The organism is Streptomyces sp. NPDC025618 (assembly GCF_055558795.1).
The window spans coordinates 15,911-31,732 of the sequence record NZ_JBVHLW010000010.1 but is presented as its reverse complement, the minus strand read 5'-3'; the positions used below and the strand labels follow the sequence as shown (position 1 = coordinate 31,732).

Sequence of the window (15,822 nt, the reverse complement as noted above, 5' to 3'; positions counted from 1 at the left end):
GAAGAGGAATGATGACCGCCGTGCAGAGCCGGCACGAGACCGAGGACCTCACCCTCGACCCGGTCGAGCGCGCCATCGCCGACATCGCGGCCGGGCGGCCCGTCGTCGTGGTCGACGACGAGAACCGCGAGAACGAGGGCGACCTCGTCGTCGCGGCCGAGAAGGTCACCACCGAGATCGTCGCCTTCATGATGAGCGAGTGCCGCGGCCTGATCTGCGTGCCCCTGGAGGAGCCGGACATCGCCCGGCTCGACCTGCCGCAGATGGTCGAGACCAACACCGAGGCGATGCGCACCGCGTTCACCGTCTCCGTCGACGCCGTCCCCGCCCACGGCGTCTCCACCGGGATCTCCGCCGCGGACCGCGCCGCCACCATCCGGCTGCTCGCCGACCCCACGACCGAGCCCGGCGACTTCGTCCGCCCCGGCCACGTCTTCCCGCTGCGCGCCCGGCCCGGCGGCGTCCTCGTGCGCGACGGCCACACCGAGGCGGGCGTGGACCTCGCCCGGCTCGCCGGGCTGCGACCCGCCGCCGCGATCGTGGAGATCGCGGGCGAGGACGGCGCGATGCTGCGGCTGCCCGAGCTGATCCCCTTCGCCCGCAAGCACGGCCTGGCGGTCATCTCCATCGAGGACCTGATCGCCTACCGCCGCTCCGCCGAGCCCACCGTCCGGCGCGAGGCGGAGACCCGGCTGCCCACCGCCTTCGGCGACTTCCGGGCCGTCGGCTACCGCTCGACCACCGACGGCGTCGAGCACATCGCCCTCGTCGCGGGCGAGCTCGGCGACGGCGAGGACGTCCTCGTGCGCGTCCACTCCGAGTGCCTCACCGGCGACGTCTTCGGCTCGCTGCGCTGCGACTGCGGCCCGCAGCTGCACGCCTCGCTCGAACGGATCACCGCCGAGGGGCGCGGCGTCGTCCTCTACCTCCGCGGCCACGAGGGACGCGGCATCGGTCTGCTGCCCAAGCTGCGCGCCTACGAGCTCCAGGAGGACGGCCGCGACACGCTGGACGCCAACCTGGAACTGGGCCTGCCCGCCGACGGCCGCGACTACGCGGCGGGCGCGCGGATCCTCGCCGACCTCGGAGTGCGCTCGCTGCGGCTGATGACCAACAACCCCGACAAGACCGCCGCCCTCGTGCGGCACGGCCTGCGGGTCACCGGCCGCGAGCCGATGCCCGTGAAGGCCGGCGAGCACAACCTCCGCTATCTGCGGACCAAGCGGGACCGGATGGGGCACGACCTGCCCTGGCTCGACCCCGACCCGGTCTCCGCCTGCGGCAACCAGTAGCACCACGAACCGTCACCCGACCAGAAACCCGAGGAGAAACGTGAGCGGCAAGGGCGCCCCCGAGCTGAGTGTGCGGAACTGCCAGGACCTGCGTGTGGCCGTGATCGCCGCGCAGTGGCACGAGAAGGTGATGGACGGACTCGTCGACGGTGCCCTGCGCGCCCTGCACGACCTCGGCATCGACGAGCCGACCCTGCTGCGCGTGCCCGGCAGCTGGGAACTCCCCGTGGCCGCCAAGGCGCTGGCGGGCCGCGGCTACCAGGCGATCGTGGCGCTCGGCGTCGTCGTCCGCGGCGGCACGCCCCACTTCGACTACGTGTGCCAGGGCGTCACCCAGGGCCTTGCCCAGGTCTCCGTCGACACCGGCGTCCCCGTCGGCTTCGGCATCCTCACCTGTGACGACGAGGCGCAGGCCCTGGACCGGGCCGGCCTGGAGGGCTCGGCGGAGGACAAGGGACACGAGGCGGTCACCGCGGCCGTCGCCACCGCCGCCGTCCTCCGTTCGGTGTCCGAGCCCTGGCACTGAAGCGGCCGGGGAGCGGCGTAGGGTAGGACCACCATGTCCAAGAAGACGTTCGAGGAGCTCTTCACCGAGCTCCAGCAGAAGGCCGCCACCGGCGACCCCGCCACCTCCCGCACCGCCGAGCTCGTGGGCAAGGGCGTCCATGCCATCGGCAAGAAGGTCGTCGAGGAGGCCGCCGAGGTCTGGATGGCCGCCGAGTACGAGGGCGCCGACGCCACGGCCGAGGAGATCTCCCAGCTCCTCTACCACGTACAGGTGATGATGGTCGCCCGGGGAATCTCCCTCGACGACGTATACGCTCACCTCTGATCAGCACCACCCCAGCACATCCCCCAAGCCCACGCACAAAGGAAAACGACCTCATGCTGCGCATCGCCGTTCCCAACAAGGGTTCTCTCTCCGAGCCTGCGTCGGCGATGCTCCATGAGGCCGGCTACCGCCAGCGCAAGGACCGCAGGGAACTGGTCCTGGTCGACTCCGCCAACGACGTCGAGTTCTTCTTCCTGCGCCCCCGTGACATCGCGGTCTACGTGGGCTCCGGCAAGCTCGACATCGGCATCACCGGCCGGGACCTGCTGCTGGACTCCGGCTCGCGGGCCGAGGAGATCATGCAGCTCGGCTTCGCCGGGTCCACCTTCCGCTACGCCACCCGGCCGGGCACCGCGAAGGAGGTCGGCGAGTTCGGCGGGATGACCGTCGCCACCTCCTTCTCCGGCCTGGTCACCAAGCACCTCGCCGACAACGGCGTCGACGCCTCCGTCGTCCACCTCGACGGCGCCGTCGAGACCGCCATCCAGCTCGGCGTCGCCGAGATCATCGCGGATGTCGTCGAGACCGGCACCACCCTGCGCAACGCCGGGCTGGAGATCATCGGCGAGCCGATCCTGGAGTCCGAGGCAGTCGTCATCCGCCGCGCCGGTGCCCCGGCCGACGACCCCAAGGTCCAGCAGTTCCTCCGCCGCATGCAGGGCGTCCTCGTCGCCCGCCGCTACGTGATGATGGACTACGACATCCGGGTCGAGCACGTCGAGCGCGCCGTCGCCCTCACCCCCGGCCTGGAGTCGCCCACCGTCTCCCCGCTGCACCACGAGGGCTGGGTCGCGGTCCGCTCCATGGTCCCGTCCAAGGACGCCCAGCGGATCATGGACGAGCTCTACGAGCTCGGCGCGCGCGCCATCCTCACCACCGGCATCCACGCCTGCCGCCTCTGACGGCGCCCACCCCGCACGCGAGCCCCGACGACGCCGAGAGAACGTTCACGCCGTGTCCACCCCCCTGCCGCCGCCCGCCCTTCCGGTCACCTTCCGCCCGACCGTCACCCGGGCCGTGCTGCTCGGCCTCGGCGCCGCGCTGTTCGTCGTGCTCACGGCGGGCGCCCTGCTGACCGGCAGCTTCAGCACGGGGGACCGGATCACCTTCACCACCGCCGGACTCGTCGTCTTCGGGGTCCTCGCGCTGCTCGCCCGGCCCAAGGTCGTCGCCACCGAGGACGGCGTCACCGTCGTCAATATGGCGACGACCCGCAAGCTGGCCTGGGCCCAGATCGTCCGCGTCAATCTGCGCGCCGGCGACCCCTGGGTCCGCCTCGACCTCTCCGACGGCACCACGCTGTCCGCCATGGGCATCCAGCCGGGCATCGCCAAGCAGCAGGCCATCACCCACGCCCGCGCCCTGCGGGCCCTCGCCGAGGCGCACGGCACCGGCCGGTCCGCGACCTGACCGCCGTCGACCGCCCCAAGATCGCGAGTCCTTGATTACTCTGGTGCCACGGGCACACCGTGCCCCGCCCCGCACACGCCGTTCCGGCCGTGGACCCCACGGCCCCGCGGGGCACCTGCGAACCGAGGAGTGACTCCCTCCGGCAATGGACGGATCGTCCTGTAGTACCTGCGCCGCCGCCCACCGTGACGAGGCGGCGGCATGAGTGTCACCGTGTCCCTGCTGCTTCTGGCGGCAGCGCTCTTCCTCATTCTCGCGAACGGCTTCTTCGTCGCCGCCGAGTTCGGCCTGGTGACCGTCGAGAGGCCGGAGGCCGAACGGGCCGCCGCCGCCGGCGACCGCCGCGCCCGCACCGTCGTCGCCTCCCTGCGTGAGCTCTCCTTCCAGCTCTCGGGCACCCAACTCGGCATCACCATCACCTCCTTGGTGGTCGGCATGCTCGCGGAGCCCGCCCTCGGACGGCTGCTCACCGGGCCGCTCACCCTCGCCGGACTGCCGGAGGGCGCCGCCCCCGGCGTCGCCGTGGTGACCGGCATGCTGGTGGCGTCCGCCGTCCAGATGGTCATCGGCGAACTGGTGCCCAAGAACTGGGCCGTCTCCCGGCCCCTCCAGGTCGCCCGCTTCGTCGCCGGCCCGCAGCACGCCTTCGCGCACCTCTTCCGGCCCGTGATCACCCTGCTCAACACGGTCGCCAACCGGCTCGTACGGGCCCTGGGCGTCGAGCCCGCCGAGGAGCTGGCCTCCGCCCGCACCCCCGGCGAACTCGTCTCCCTCGCCCGGCACTCGGCGCGCGCCGGCGCCCTGGAGCAGGACACCGCCGACCTGTTCGTACGGACCCTCTCGCTCGGCGGGCTCACGGCCCAGCACGTGATGACCCCGCGGGTGAAGGTCAGCGCCCTCCAGTCGACCGCGACCGCGGAGGACGTCCTCAACCTCACCCGCGCCACCGGCCTCTCCCGCTTCCCGGTCTACCGGGAGCGCCTGGACGAGGTCGTCGGCATGGTCCACCTCAAGGACGCCCTCGCGGTCCCCGGCCACGACCGGCTGCGCACGCCGGTCGGCCGGATCGCGGTCGCGCCCATGCTCGTGCCGGGCACGCTGCCCGTGCAGCCGCTGCTGGAGCAGCTGCGCAGCGAGCAGCCGATAGCCGTCGTCGTCGACGAGTACGGCGGCACGGCCGGCGTGGTGACCCTGGAGGACATCGTCGAGGAGCTCGTCGGCGAGGTGCGCGACGAGCACGACGACGAGGACGCCCGGCCCGAACTCGCCCCCGTCGCCTGCGAGGACGGCCGCGCCGGCTGGGAGGCCGACGGCGGCTGCCGGGTCGACACCCTGCGCCGCGTCGGCCTGGAGGCGCCCGACGGCCCCTACGAGACGGTCGCCGGCCTGGTCGCCGGTCTCCTCGGCCGGATCCCCGCCCCCGGCGACACCGCCGAACTGCCGGGCTGGCGGCTCTCCGTACGGCAGGTGGCGCACCACCGGGCCGAACGGGTGCGCCTGATGCGCACCACCGGTGCCAAGGGGGAGCAGCGATGAGCGTGCTGCAACTCCTCTTCGCCGTGCTGCTGGTCCTGGCCAACGGCTTCTTCGTGGGCGCCGAGTTCGCGCTCGTGTCCGTGCGCCGCAGCCAGATCGAGCCGAAGGCCGCCGAGGGCTCCGCGCGGGCCCGTACGGTGCTGACCGGGCTGGAGAACCTCCCGCAGATGATGGCGGCCGCGCAGTTCGGCATCACCATCTGCTCGCTCACCCTCGGCGCGGTCGCCGAACCGACGGTCGCGCGCCTGCTGGAGCCCGTCTTCCACGCGGTGGGGCTGCCCGACGGGCTGGTCCACCCGCTGGGCTATGTGATCGCCCTGGCCCTCGTGGTCTTCCTCCACCTCGTCATCGGCGAGATGGTGCCGAAGAACCTCGCGATGTCGGCGCCCGACCGTGCCGCGCTGTGGCTCGGCCCGGGGCTCGTCGCCTTCGCCCGGCTGTGCCGGCCGGTCACGGCCCTCCTCGGCGCCTGCGCGCACGGGGTGCTGAGGCTGTTCCGGGTCGAGCCCAAGGACGAGGTGGAGGCGGTGTTCACCAGCGAGCAGCTCAACCGCCTGGTGGAGGACTCCCGCCAGGCCGGTCTCCTCGAACCGGCCGAGCAGGAGCGGCTGGAGGACGCGCTGGAGCTGGGCAGCCGCCCGGTCACCGACGTCCTCCTCGACCCGGCGGCGCTGGTCACGGTCGCCCCGTCCGTCACGCCCCGGCAGATCGAGGAGCTGACGGTACGCACCGGTTACTCCCGCTTCCCGGTGGCCGGTCCCGGCGGCGCCATCATGGGCTACCTGCACGTGAAGGACGTCCTGGACCTGGAGGACCGCGAGCGGGCCGTGCCGCAGCACGTCTGGCGGCGGGTGGAGACCCTGCGGGCCGAACTCCCGCTGGACGACGCGCTCACCGTGATGCGGCGCGCGGCCGCGCACCTGGCCGCCGTGACCGACGCGTCCGGGAAGGTGCTGGGTCTTGTGGCGCTGGAGGATGTGCTGGAGATGCTCGTGGGTGAGGTGCGGGATCCTTCGCACCGGGTGGCTGCGCCGGTGCGGGCTCTGGTGCCGGAGCTTCGGGCTGAGCCGGTGCTTGTGGGGCGGGAGCGGGGGGTGATGGCGGGCTGAGGTGGGGGTGGGTGCCCCTGGCTCCCGGGTGCGGGTTCAGGGGTGTGCCCCTGTCCCCCCCCCGGCTGCGGGTTCGTTGCCGCCTGCGGCGGGAGCGGCCTGCGGCCGCGTCCTCAGGCGCCGGGCGGGCTGTTTGTTCCTCAGCCTCGCCCCTTCCCGAAACTGGGGGCAAGCCCCCAGACCCCCGCAACGCGCTTCGCGCGTTGTCCTCAGGCGCCGGACGGGCTGTATATCGTCACGGCGGGTCCTGGGGGTCTCGGGATTCGCGGCGGGGGGTGGTCCAGCCCGGGCCCGAGAGGACCTCGCCGTATGCCTGCATCAGGTCCGCCAGGCGCAGTGTGGCGAGGTCGTCCCGGGTCGGCGTGCCCGCGTACCCCGACAGGCGGAGGTCGCGGTACGCGCAGCTCTTCTCGTAAAGGGTGCGCAGGAAGCGGCCGTTGCCGAGCTCGTCGATCCAGCCCTGCTCGACGACGTGGGAGCTGACGCTGCGCAGCTCCTCCAGCGCCTCCTCGTCCCACTGGTCGCCGTTCTCCGCGGCCAGCACCTGGCCGATGCTGGTGAGTTCGCGCGGGCGGTAGCTGGGGAAGTCCACGCGGGTGGTGAAGCGGGAGCCCAGGCCGGGGTTGGCGGCGAGCAGCCGGTCCATGCCCTCGGGGTAGCCGGCGAGGATGACGACGAGCCGGTCGCGGTTGTCCTCGGCGCGTTTGAGGAGCACCTGGAGGGCCTCGTCGCCGTACGCGTCGCCCTTGCTGTAGCCGGAGTTGGAGAGGCTGTACGCCTCGTCGACGAAGAGCACCCCGCCGAGCGCCGAGTCGATCAGCTCATTGGCCTTGACCGCGGTCTGGCCGAGGAACTCGCCGACCAGATCGGCGCGCTGGGCCTCGACCAGGTGGTCGCCGCCGAGCAGCCCCAGGGCGTAGAAGACCCGGCCCAGGATGCGGGCCACGGTGGTCTTGCCGGTGCCCGAGGGGCCGGAGAAGACGAAGTGCCGCTTGGGCGGCTGCACCGGCAGCCCCTGGCCCGCCCGCAGCCGGGCCATGTGCAGCTGGGCGGAGAGCGCCCGCACCTGCCGTTTGACGGGCTCAAGGCCCACCATCCGCTCCAGCTCGGAGAGGGCCTTCGCCAGCAGCACGGGGTCGGAGGGGCCCGGCACCGGCTGGGGCGCGGGCTGCTGCGGCACCGGGATCCGGGTCATCCGGCGTACGCCGTCGGGACCGGCCTGTGCCGTACCCGTGGGCTCCGGGCCGGTGCCGGTCAGCAGGTCGCGGCCGTCGAGGGGGTCCGGCGCGGACAGGGAGTCCGGCTCGCCCGCCGTGTCGGCGGGGCCCTCGGCGCCCGGGCCCGGCGGGCCGCCCGAGGGCACCGGGGCCAGGTCCAGATGGTCGTCCAGGCCGTCCCCGTCGGCGATGGCGGTCAGCCGGGCGGAGGTGTCCATGAAGGACGGGTCGACGCGGTGCACGGCGCGGTAGAGGGGGAGGGCGGCGGCACTGCGGCCGGTGCCCTCGTGGGCACGGGCCAGCCAGTAGCGCAGCTCCTTGCGCTGCGGCTGCTCGCTGCGGCAGCGCATCAGGGCGGCGGACAGCAGCGGTTCGGCCTGGCCGTACATCTCCAGGCGGACCCGGGCCATGCCGCCGAAGAGCCCCGCCTCGATGCCCAGCAGCGGATCGTCGAGCAGCGGCTCGGTGTGCCGGACGAGCTGCTCCCAGTCCTTGACGAGGTAGGCGCGGCAGGCGTGCAGGAAGCGGGCCTGGGGGTCGGTCTCGACGGGCGGGCAGTCGGCCAGGGCCCGGTCGAGCTCGGGCACATGGCGGCCGTCGAGCCAGTGCGAGGCGTGGGCGAGGAGCAGGTCGCGGCCGCTCTCCAGGACCGGCTGGACCCACCAGCCCAGCCAGTACCAGGAATTGAGGGTGCGCCGGTGGCGGGTGCGCTGCTCGCCGAACCGCTCGCGGTGGCGGTACATGCGCAGCAGTGCCGTGGTCGTCTCGGCGCGCAGCGCGTGCAGGCCGAGCCAGGCGTCGGCCATGCCGGGATCCGCCTGGACCGCGGCCCGGAACTCCTCTTCGGCCTGCGCGTACGCGCCCATCGTGTAGGCGTCGACGGCGCGCAGCCAGGCGAGATCGGCCGGGGCGGGTGGGCCCTGCATGCCGAAATCCATCACGTCCCCCACAAACCCTGCCCCCGTAGCGTGCAGCCGGGCGATTGCCTGGCGCGCCTTGCCGAACCGCTGTGCTGTGGACGGGAGTTGACCAGTGTGCCGACACGCCAGCCGATAAGTGTGCCGACTGGCATCGTACCTGCGTGGTCGGTGGGGGCCGAAGGGTGCGGCACCGCTGTTCACGGCGCGGGGGCGGACCCGAGGGGCCGGAAAGCGCTCCGGAAGATGGTCACCCAGGGTGAAGGGGGCGGTGGAGCAAAGCGCTCAAAAGGGGGTGACGTGGAAAGTACGAAGCCCCCGATCACGGGGGAACAACCGGGGGCTTCGCGTCCTGCGGCGACTCGCGTCAGCCGCCTAATGAGAACGTAAGTCCTGTACGCCCCCTCGGTCAAGCCGAGTTGGCGCACTCGGCGGGGATCGGTCGAGGACGACCGGCGGACCGGCCCCGGTTGCTCACCGAGCGTGAGCACGAGGGCGGTTCAGGGGCTCTCTTGGGGTCCCGGCAGCACCTCGTACCCCTCCTTGCACTGGAGAATCAGGAGTTGTGCGCGCGGGCGCGTCGGGTCCGTCGAGAAGTGGCGCCGCTCCGCTCGCTTCCAGCCGTCCCAGAAATCGGTCAGTTCGGGACCATCACGGAGTTGACCCCTTTCCCACGAGTTTTCATCCGTCAACTCCATCCACAGCAGACACGCCAGCTGGGGGAGCAGCTCCCGGCGGCCGGCTCCCACGCCCTCCACGAGCACGACCGGCGCGGGCGGGAGCTCGCGCTCCTCGGCGAACCGCCGGGCCACCCAGTCGTAGGCGCGGTAGCGGGCCGTCTCGCCCCGGGCCAGCGGTTCCAGGACCCAGGAGCGCAGCCGCCCGGTCCAGCCGAAGAGCTCCTCGTGGGTGGCGAGGTCGTCCAGATGGAGGACCGGGGCGCCACCGAGGGCGGACGCGAGGCGGGCGGCGAAGGTGGTCTTGCCGGAGCCCGCGTGGCCGTCGACGGCCACGAGCCGCACCGGCCCGAGGGACGGCGGGAGCGCGCGCAGTTCCCGGGCGAGCGGCAGGAGGGTGCTGGGGTCGTTCACGATCCCACGTTATGCGCGGTACGGGCGGAGTCGTACCGCCCGGCCCGGCGCGTGCCCTCCCCGGGGGACGGGGCCCGGGGCAGGGGCCCGTTTCGGCAAGGGGCGGGACCGGGGAGAAGCCCTTCGCCACCCCCACCGGCGCCCGACCACGAGGATCACGCCATGTCCAGCAGACGCACCGTCCTGGCCGCCGCACTCGGCGCGGCCGCCGCCGCGGTCACCACCCCCGGACCGGCCTTCGCCGCCCCCTCGGGAGGAGGAACCATCGACTACCACGCCTGGCTCACCCCCGCCGACTGGCGGCACGGCACCGCCCACGGCACCCGGGTCCGCGCGGGCCATCGCCCCGGCCTGGTCATCGACCACCCCGCCGGCACCCTCGACCACCAGGACCCGCACACCGGCACCACGGCCACCTGGGAGTACGCCACCTGGACCGGCCCCGTCCACCGGCTGACGGCCCCCGCGAGCGAGATCGTCGCCTCCTGGAACGCCCACGCGCCCGCCGGGACCTGGCTCCAGGTCGAGCTCCGCTGCGCCTACACCGGCGGCGGCCACACCCCGTGGTACGTGATGGGCCGCTGGACCGCCGGTGACGCGGCCGGGGACATCCGGCGCACCTCCGTCGACGGGCAGAAGGACGGCAGGAGCAGCGTCTCCACCGACACCCTCGCCGTCGACGACCCCGCGACGGGCCTCCGGCTGGCCTCGTACGAGCTGCGCCTCACCCTCCTCCGCAGGCCCGGCAGCGGCCTGACGCCCACGGTGTGGCGGCTCGGTGCCATGGGCTCCGACATCCCCGACCGCTTCACCGTGCCCGCCTCGGCACCGGGGGAGGGGGCGGGGCGCGAGCTGCGGGTGCCGCGCTATTCGCAGGAGATCCACAAGGGGCAGTACCCGCAGTACGACAACGGCGGCGAGGCGTGGTGCAGTCCGACCTCCTCGCAGATGGTCGTCGAATACTGGGGCCGGGCGCCGTCGGCCGCGGACCTCGCCTGGGTGGACCGCGCGTACGCCGATCCGCAGGTCTGCCAGGCGGCCCGCTTCACCTACGACTACCAGTACCAGGGCTGCGGCAACTGGCCGTTCAACGCCGCCTATGCCGCGACCTACCGCGACATGCAGGCGGTGGTCACCCGGCTGCGTTCCCTGAACGACGTGGAGAAACTGATCCACGCGGGAATTCCCGTGATCACCTCGCAGTCCTTCCTCGCCTCCGAACTCGACGGCGCCGGCTACGGCACCGCGGGCCACTTGATGTGCGTCGTCGGATTCACCCACGGCGGCGACGTGGTGGCCAATGACCCGGCGAGCGCGACGGACGCCGCGGTCCGGCACGTCTACAAGCGCCGCCAGTTCGAGAACATCTGGCTGCGGACGAAGCGCCGCAATGCGCAGGGGCAGGTCAAGAGCGGCACGGGAGGGATCTGCTATCTCTACTTCCCGGCCGAACCGTCGGCCGCGCAGTGCCGGGCACTGGCGGCGGTGGGAGTCCGCTGATGTTCATGTGCCGGTGAATACCGCGTCATTCGGCGGCCATTCAGGCCGTACCGCATTCGCGCCGACGGCTCGCTCCACCGGTCCGTACGATCGTCGCGGCGTGAGAGCCACGTCATTTCGCATGTGGGGAATGAGCCGTGACCGTGCATCAGGACACCGCCGTCGTGCCGGGAATCCGCCGGGCCGTCGCGGGGGAGCGGGACGAGATCCGCCGGCTGATCGGAGAGGGGTTCATGGCTGATCCGGTCAGCGGCTGGGTCTTCCCGGACGAGGAGCACCGGCGTGCCGTGCAGCCGGAATTCTTCGGCGTGTATCTGGACGCGGCGCTGCGCGACGGCTGGGCCGACGTGACGGACGACCTCTCGGCGGCCGCGCTGTGGCTGCCGGTGCGGGCGGCGGGGGAGGGCGCGGAGGAGGACGACCTCGGCGACCGGCTCGTCGGCGCGGACCGGGGCAACGAGCGCGTGCGGATCGTCGGCGAGCTGACGGCCCGGGCGCACCCCGCCGACCGGTCGCACTACTACCTGCCGGTCATCGTCACGGCACCCGGCCGCCGGAACCAGGGCCGCGGCCGGGCGCTGCTGACGACGGCCCTCGACCGCTGCGACCGGGAGGGCATACCGGCCTATCTGGAGGCGAGCAATGCGCGTAGCAAGAGTCTGTACGAGCGCCTCGGCTTCGTCTTCACGGGCACGGCGGTGGAGCTCCCCGAGGGCCCGCCGATGTGGCCGATGTGGCGAGAGCCCCGGTGCTGAACCCCGTGCAATTCATGATCAAATCGAGGAAGGGCGGTGCAAAGGGTTGCGCATGTGCCCGTTGTGGCCGTAGAGGTATGTGAGGGGGGAAGTGGGAGAGATGCATCTCACGTGCGAAAGTGGTTTTGGGGTACTTCGGGGGGAGCACCCGCAGGGAGCAGGGGCGAACCGCGGTTAAATGCGGATCGCAGATTTCCACTTGCTTCTTCCATTCGAACGGGCGATCAGTAGCCTCTGCTCACATGTCCGTTCGATGAGCTGGAGAGACAGACTGATGGAGCGTCCCACCTGGGCCCCCCAAGGCATCGACCTTTCCGTGCCGAGCGTGTCCCGCATCTACGACTACTACCTGGGCGGCTCGCACAACTTCGAGGTCGACCGGGAGGCCGGGCGCAGGGCCATCGACGCCTTCCCCGGCCTGCCGAAGGTCATGCAGGCCAACCGGGCCTTCATGCGGCGGGCCGTGCGCTACGCCGCCGGCCGGGGCGTGACGCAGTTCCTCGACATCGGCTCCGGCATCCCGACCTTCGGCAACGTCCACGAGGTCGCCCAGGAGGCGGCCCCCGGCGCGCACGTCGTCTACGTCGACCACGACCCGGTCGCCGTCGCGCACAGCCGCGCCGTCCTCGCGGGCAACGCGCGCGCGGCGATCGCGGCCGCGGACCTGCGCGCGCCGCTGGACATCCTGACCGGCGAGGAGGTCACCAGGCTCCTCGACCTGCGGCGGCCGGTCGCGCTGCTGCTGGTGGCCGTCCTGCACTTCATGGAGGACCGCGACGACCCGTGGGGCGCCGTCGCCGAGCTGCGCGACGCGCTCGCCCCCGGCAGCCTGCTGATCCTCACCCACGCCACCACCGACAGCGGCCCGATCAAGCCGGAGGAGGGCGAGCGGGTGGAGGGCGTCTACCGCGGTGTCGGCTCCCCGCTGCTGATGCGGTCGCACGGCGAGGTGGCCCGCTTCTTCGACGGCTTCGAGATGGTCGAGCCGGGCCTGGTGCCCATGCCGATGTGGCGGCCCGAGGCCCCGGTCGCGGGCCGCGCGGGCACGGCGGACCCGGGCGACGATCCGGCGATGTACGTAGGCTTCGCCGGGGTGGGGCGCAAGCCGTGAACGAGATCTGGAGCGGAACCGCAATCGGAATCGGCGGCAGCGCCGGTGCCGGGCTGAGCCCCGGGAGCGGGGCGCCGGCCCTGGGCACCACGGCCGGCCTGGCCGCCGGGTTCTGCGTACGCGGCGGCCGCGCACCGGACTGCCCCACGCAGCCGAACAGCCTGGGGAAAGGCGAACCGAGCGAGGACCCCTGCTGCGACGAGGGCCGCGCGGAGCCGGCCGGTCCGTACGGCTCCCGTGCCCAGGGGCACAACACCCATGCCCACCGCGACGGGCATCCGGAACCGGTAGCGGAACCGGTGGCGGAGCCTGCCGCCGACCCGCGGGGCACCGCTGTCCAGGGCACCGACCGGCAGGGCTCCGGCGTCCAGGGACCCGACCCGCAGGGCACCAACGTCCAGGGCCCCGGTATCCAAGGCCCCGGCATCCAGGGTCCCGACGGCCGGGCTCTCGGGATCCTCGCCTCGCTCGCGCGGCACGGCGACGACCCCGTCCGTGACGACAGCCTCAAGCGCTTCGCCGCGATCTGGGGCCGGACGGTCTATCCGGCGACGACGACCCATCTGACCCGCGCCGAGTTCGAGAACCACCTCGTCCCGCTCGCCGGACGGCTCGGTGCCGCCCTGCGCACCCGCCCCTTCGACCCCACGGCCGCCGCCGAGGTCGGGGCCGCGCTCGTGGCCGCCCACTGCACCGACCCCGAGGCCCTCCCGCTGATCCTCAGCGCCGTCGACTCCTACCTCCTGGTCTACTGCCCGCCCGGCGGCGGCCTCTCCGAAGCCGAGGCCCGCGACCGGTGCGCCCGCCTCCAGCACTCCCTGGCCGCCGGCTTCGCCCGCGCCCTGCGCGAGCGCACCCTGGCCGAGCAGGAGGCCCTCTCCCGCGCCGCGCTCGCCGCGCAGGCCGAGACGGAGAAGGCCCTGCACACGAGCGAGGCCCGCTTCCGCGCCGTCTTCGAGGGCGCCGCCATCGGCGTCGGTATCGCGGACGTCGAGGGCCGCATCATGGACGTCAACGACGCCCTCACCCGGATGTTCGGCGGCATGGCCCAGGACGTCATGGGCCGCAACGTCGGCGAGATGGTCCACCCCGACGACTCACCCGAGGTCTGGGGCCTCTACAAGGAGCTCATCAGCGGCGAACGCGACTACTACCGCGTCGAGAAGCCGTACTACCGCGGCGACGGCAGCGTCCTGTGGACCGACCTGTCCGTGGCCCTCCTCCGCGACGCCCACGGCCGGCCGCAGTACCAGCTCGCGCTCATGGAGGACATCACCGAGCGCAGGCTGCTCCACGAGCGGCTGCGCTACGAGGCCACCCACGACGCCCTCACCGGCCTGCCCAACCGCACCCTGTTCTTCGAGAGCATCGACCGCGCCCTCACCGCCCCCGCGGACGACGGCGGAGCCGCCCGCTTCGGCCTGTGCTACCTCGACCTCGACGGCTTCAAGGCCGTCAACGACAGCCTCGGCCACGCCGTGGGCGACGAGCTCCTCGTCGCCGTCGCCGAACGGCTCCGCGCCTGCGCCACCGCCCCCGCCGAACTCGTCGCCCGCCTCGGCGGCGACGAGTTCGTGGCCCTGCTCACCGGGCCGTCCGCCCAGGCCGACGCCATCGCCCTCGCCCGCCGGATGCTGACGGCCCTCTCCCGCCCGATCCGCCTCGACGGCCGCGACCTGTCCGTACGCGCCAGCATCGGCATCGTCGAGGGCGCCGCCGGCGAACTGGGCGCCGCCGAGGTGCTGCGCAGCGCCGACATCACGATGTACCGCGCCAAGGCGGCGGGCGGCAACCGCTACGAACTCGCCGACGCCGACTCCGACGCCCGCGTGATCGCCCGGCACAGCCTCACCAACCGGCTGCCCGCGGCGCTCGACAACAGCGAGTTCTTCATCGAGTACCAGCCGCTCGTCGGCCTCGCCGACGGCGCCGTGCGCGGCGCCGAGGCACTCGTCCGCTGGCTGCACCCCATCCACGGCGTGCTCGGCCCCGACCAGTTCATCCCGCTCGCGGAGAGCACCGGCCTGATCGTGCCGCTCGGCCGCTGGGTCCTCCAGGAGTCGCTCCGGCAGGCACGGGCCTGGCAGGAAGGCTGTTCGGGGAAGGCGCCCATGCGCGTCAACGTCAACCTCTCGCCGTCGCAGCTGCGTTACCCCTCCCTCGTCGCCGACACCGTCGCCGTCCTGGAGGAGTCCGGCCTCGCCCCGTCCGCGCTCTGCCTGGAGGTCACCGAGAACGCGCTGATCGGCGCCGACGAGGAGGAGCTGCGCCCGCTGCGCCAACTCGCCGACATGGGCGTGGACATCGCCCTCGACGACTTCGGCACCGGCTACTCCAACCTCTCCTACCTGCGCCGGCTGCCCGTCAGCACGCTCAAGCTCGACCGCTCCTTCACCCGCGGCATGCAGCACGCGCCCGCGGACCCGGTGGATGTGAAGATCGTCGAGGGCATTGTCTCCCTCGCCCACACCCTCGACCTGTCCGTGACCGTCGAGGGCGTCGAGACCGGCACCCAGGCCGAGCACCTGCGGATCCTCGGCTGCGACACCGCGCAGGGCTGGTACTACGCGCGGCCGGGCCCGCCGGAGCGGCTGCGGATGCTGTCCTTGGTGGACGCGGCGTCGTAGGGCCGCGTGCCGGGCCCCCGGTCCAGGGCGCCCGCCTCCTCGTCCGTCAGCAGCCGTGACCGGACGAGGAAGCGCACCCCCTCCGGCGCCTCCAGCGAGAAGCCGCTGCCGCGCCCCGCCACCACGTCCACGGTCAGGTGTGTGTGCCGCCAGCGCTCGAACTGGTCCGCCGACATCCAGAACCCGACGGGCTCCGCCACCCCCTCCACCACGAGCGAGGCCAGCAGCACGTCGGACCCACCCGTACGGAACTCGCCGTACGGATAGCACATCGGCGAACTGCCGTCGCAGCAGCCTCCGGACTGATGGAACATCAGCGGCCCGTGCCGTTCCCGGAGCCGTCGGATCAGCTCGGCGGCGGCAGGGGTGAGCGCGACGCGGGAGAGGTCCTTGTCCATCCGGACAGCCTGCACCGGAACGGGCCC

General features: G+C 72.9%; 13 protein-coding genes and 1 pseudogene. 11 read left to right on the top strand and 3 right to left on the bottom strand.

All coding sequences use genetic code 11. From position 1 onward, the window contains the following. The first annotated feature begins 11 nt into the window (after nucleotides 1-11). The 7 genes from ACZ4A5_RS12160 to ACZ4A5_RS12130 all read left to right on the top strand — a co-directional run bounded on the left by ACZ4A5_RS12160 (nucleotide 12) and on the right by ACZ4A5_RS12130 (nucleotide 6,179). A complete protein-coding gene (locus ACZ4A5_RS12160; RefSeq protein WP_467581981.1) occupies nucleotides 12-1,292 on the top strand; it encodes a bifunctional 3,4-dihydroxy-2-butanone-4-phosphate synthase/GTP cyclohydrolase II in 1,281 nt (426 codons plus the stop codon). A gap of 40 nt (nucleotides 1,293-1,332) precedes the next feature. Next, a complete protein-coding gene (gene ribH, locus ACZ4A5_RS12155) occupies nucleotides 1,333-1,818 on the top strand; it encodes a 6,7-dimethyl-8-ribityllumazine synthase (protein ID WP_467581778.1) in 486 nt (161 codons plus the stop codon). A 33-nt stretch (nucleotides 1,819-1,851) separates the two neighbouring features. Beyond that, nucleotides 1,852-2,124, top strand: a complete 273-nt coding sequence (locus ACZ4A5_RS12150; protein WP_116210688.1) for a phosphoribosyl-ATP diphosphatase — start codon at nucleotides 1,852-1,854, stop codon at nucleotides 2,122-2,124. Nucleotides 2,125-2,177: 53 nt separating this feature from the next. After that, complete coding sequence (gene hisG, locus ACZ4A5_RS12145; protein ID WP_467581775.1) at nucleotides 2,178-3,026, top strand: ATP phosphoribosyltransferase; 849 nt, start codon at nucleotides 2,178-2,180, stop codon at nucleotides 3,024-3,026. A gap of 52 nt (nucleotides 3,027-3,078) precedes the next feature. Next, complete coding sequence (locus tag ACZ4A5_RS12140; protein ID WP_467581773.1) at nucleotides 3,079-3,534, top strand: PH domain-containing protein; 456 nt, start codon at nucleotides 3,079-3,081, stop codon at nucleotides 3,532-3,534. 201 nt (nucleotides 3,535-3,735) lie between these two features. Next, on the top strand, nucleotides 3,736-5,070 hold the full coding sequence (locus ACZ4A5_RS12135; protein WP_467581771.1) for a hemolysin family protein: 1,335 nt from the start codon (nucleotides 3,736-3,738) through the stop codon (nucleotides 5,068-5,070). Further along, entirely contained in the window at nucleotides 5,067-6,179 is a 1,113-nt protein-coding gene (locus ACZ4A5_RS12130; protein ID WP_467581770.1) for a hemolysin family protein, read from the top strand. The genes ACZ4A5_RS12135 and ACZ4A5_RS12130 overlap by 4 nt, the downstream gene beginning before the upstream one ends. Before the next feature lie 235 nt (nucleotides 6,180-6,414). Here ACZ4A5_RS12130 and ACZ4A5_RS12125 read toward each other — a convergent pair whose 3' ends face one another. Further along, nucleotides 6,415-8,334 carry an AAA family ATPase gene (locus ACZ4A5_RS12125; protein ID WP_467581768.1) on the bottom strand — a complete coding sequence of 640 codons (1,920 nt, stop codon included), beginning with the start codon at nucleotides 8,332-8,334 and terminating at the stop codon, nucleotides 6,415-6,417. 479 nt (nucleotides 8,335-8,813) lie between these two features. After that, the gene (locus ACZ4A5_RS12120; RefSeq protein WP_467581766.1) at nucleotides 8,814-9,404 is read right to left on the bottom strand and encodes a uridine kinase family protein; all 591 of its coding nucleotides are present in this window, start codon (nucleotides 9,402-9,404) and stop codon (nucleotides 8,814-8,816) included. Nucleotides 9,405-9,566: 162 nt separating this feature from the next. Between ACZ4A5_RS12120 and ACZ4A5_RS12115 the strand changes: the two genes are divergently transcribed. From ACZ4A5_RS12115 to ACZ4A5_RS12100, 4 genes are all read left to right on the top strand, one after another. After that, nucleotides 9,567-10,904: a peptidase C39 family protein gene (locus ACZ4A5_RS12115; RefSeq protein ID WP_467581764.1), complete on the top strand. Its 1,338-nt coding sequence runs from the start codon at nucleotides 9,567-9,569 to the stop codon at nucleotides 10,902-10,904. 137 nt (nucleotides 10,905-11,041) lie between these two features. Further along, complete coding sequence (locus ACZ4A5_RS12110) at nucleotides 11,042-11,659, top strand: GNAT family N-acetyltransferase (protein ID WP_467581762.1); 618 nt, start codon at nucleotides 11,042-11,044, stop codon at nucleotides 11,657-11,659. Between the two features lie 274 nt (nucleotides 11,660-11,933). Continuing rightward, nucleotides 11,934-12,770, top strand: coding sequence for an SAM-dependent methyltransferase (locus ACZ4A5_RS12105; protein WP_467581761.1), 837 nt, complete (start codon nucleotides 11,934-11,936; stop codon nucleotides 12,768-12,770). A 455-nt stretch (nucleotides 12,771-13,225) separates the two neighbouring features. After that, entirely contained in the window at nucleotides 13,226-15,397 is a 2,172-nt protein-coding gene (locus ACZ4A5_RS12100; RefSeq protein ID WP_467581979.1) for a putative bifunctional diguanylate cyclase/phosphodiesterase, read from the top strand. A gap of 23 nt (nucleotides 15,398-15,420) precedes the next feature. Here the strand turns inward: ACZ4A5_RS12100 and ACZ4A5_RS12095 are convergent. Beyond that, nucleotides 15,421-15,795, bottom strand: a pseudogene (locus ACZ4A5_RS12095) (DUF779 domain-containing protein); the annotation flags it as partial. Between the last annotated feature and the right edge of the window lie 27 nt (nucleotides 15,796-15,822).

Bases quoted from the DNA above. Each gene is read 5' to 3' on its own strand.
- ACZ4A5_RS12160 (WP_467581981.1), top strand. From the start codon at position 12: ATGACCGCCGTGCAGAGCCGGCACGAGACCGAGGACCTCACCCTCGAC.
- ACZ4A5_RS12150 (WP_116210688.1), top strand. From the start codon at position 1,852: ATGTCCAAGAAGACGTTCGAGGAGCTCTTCACCGAGCTCCAGCAGAAG.
- hisG (WP_467581775.1), top strand. From the start codon at position 2,178: ATGCTGCGCATCGCCGTTCCCAACAAGGGTTCTCTCTCCGAGCCTGCG.
- ACZ4A5_RS12135 (WP_467581771.1), top strand. From the start codon at position 3,736: ATGAGTGTCACCGTGTCCCTGCTGCTTCTGGCGGCAGCGCTCTTCCTC.
- ACZ4A5_RS12130 (WP_467581770.1), top strand. From the start codon at position 5,067: ATGAGCGTGCTGCAACTCCTCTTCGCCGTGCTGCTGGTCCTGGCCAAC.
- ACZ4A5_RS12125 (WP_467581768.1), bottom strand. From the start codon at position 8,334: ATGGATTTCGGCATGCAGGGCCCACCCGCCCCGGCCGATCTCGCCTGG.
- ACZ4A5_RS12115 (WP_467581764.1), top strand. From the start codon at position 9,567: ATGTCCAGCAGACGCACCGTCCTGGCCGCCGCACTCGGCGCGGCCGCC.
- ACZ4A5_RS12105 (WP_467581761.1), top strand. From the start codon at position 11,934: ATGGAGCGTCCCACCTGGGCCCCCCAAGGCATCGACCTTTCCGTGCCG.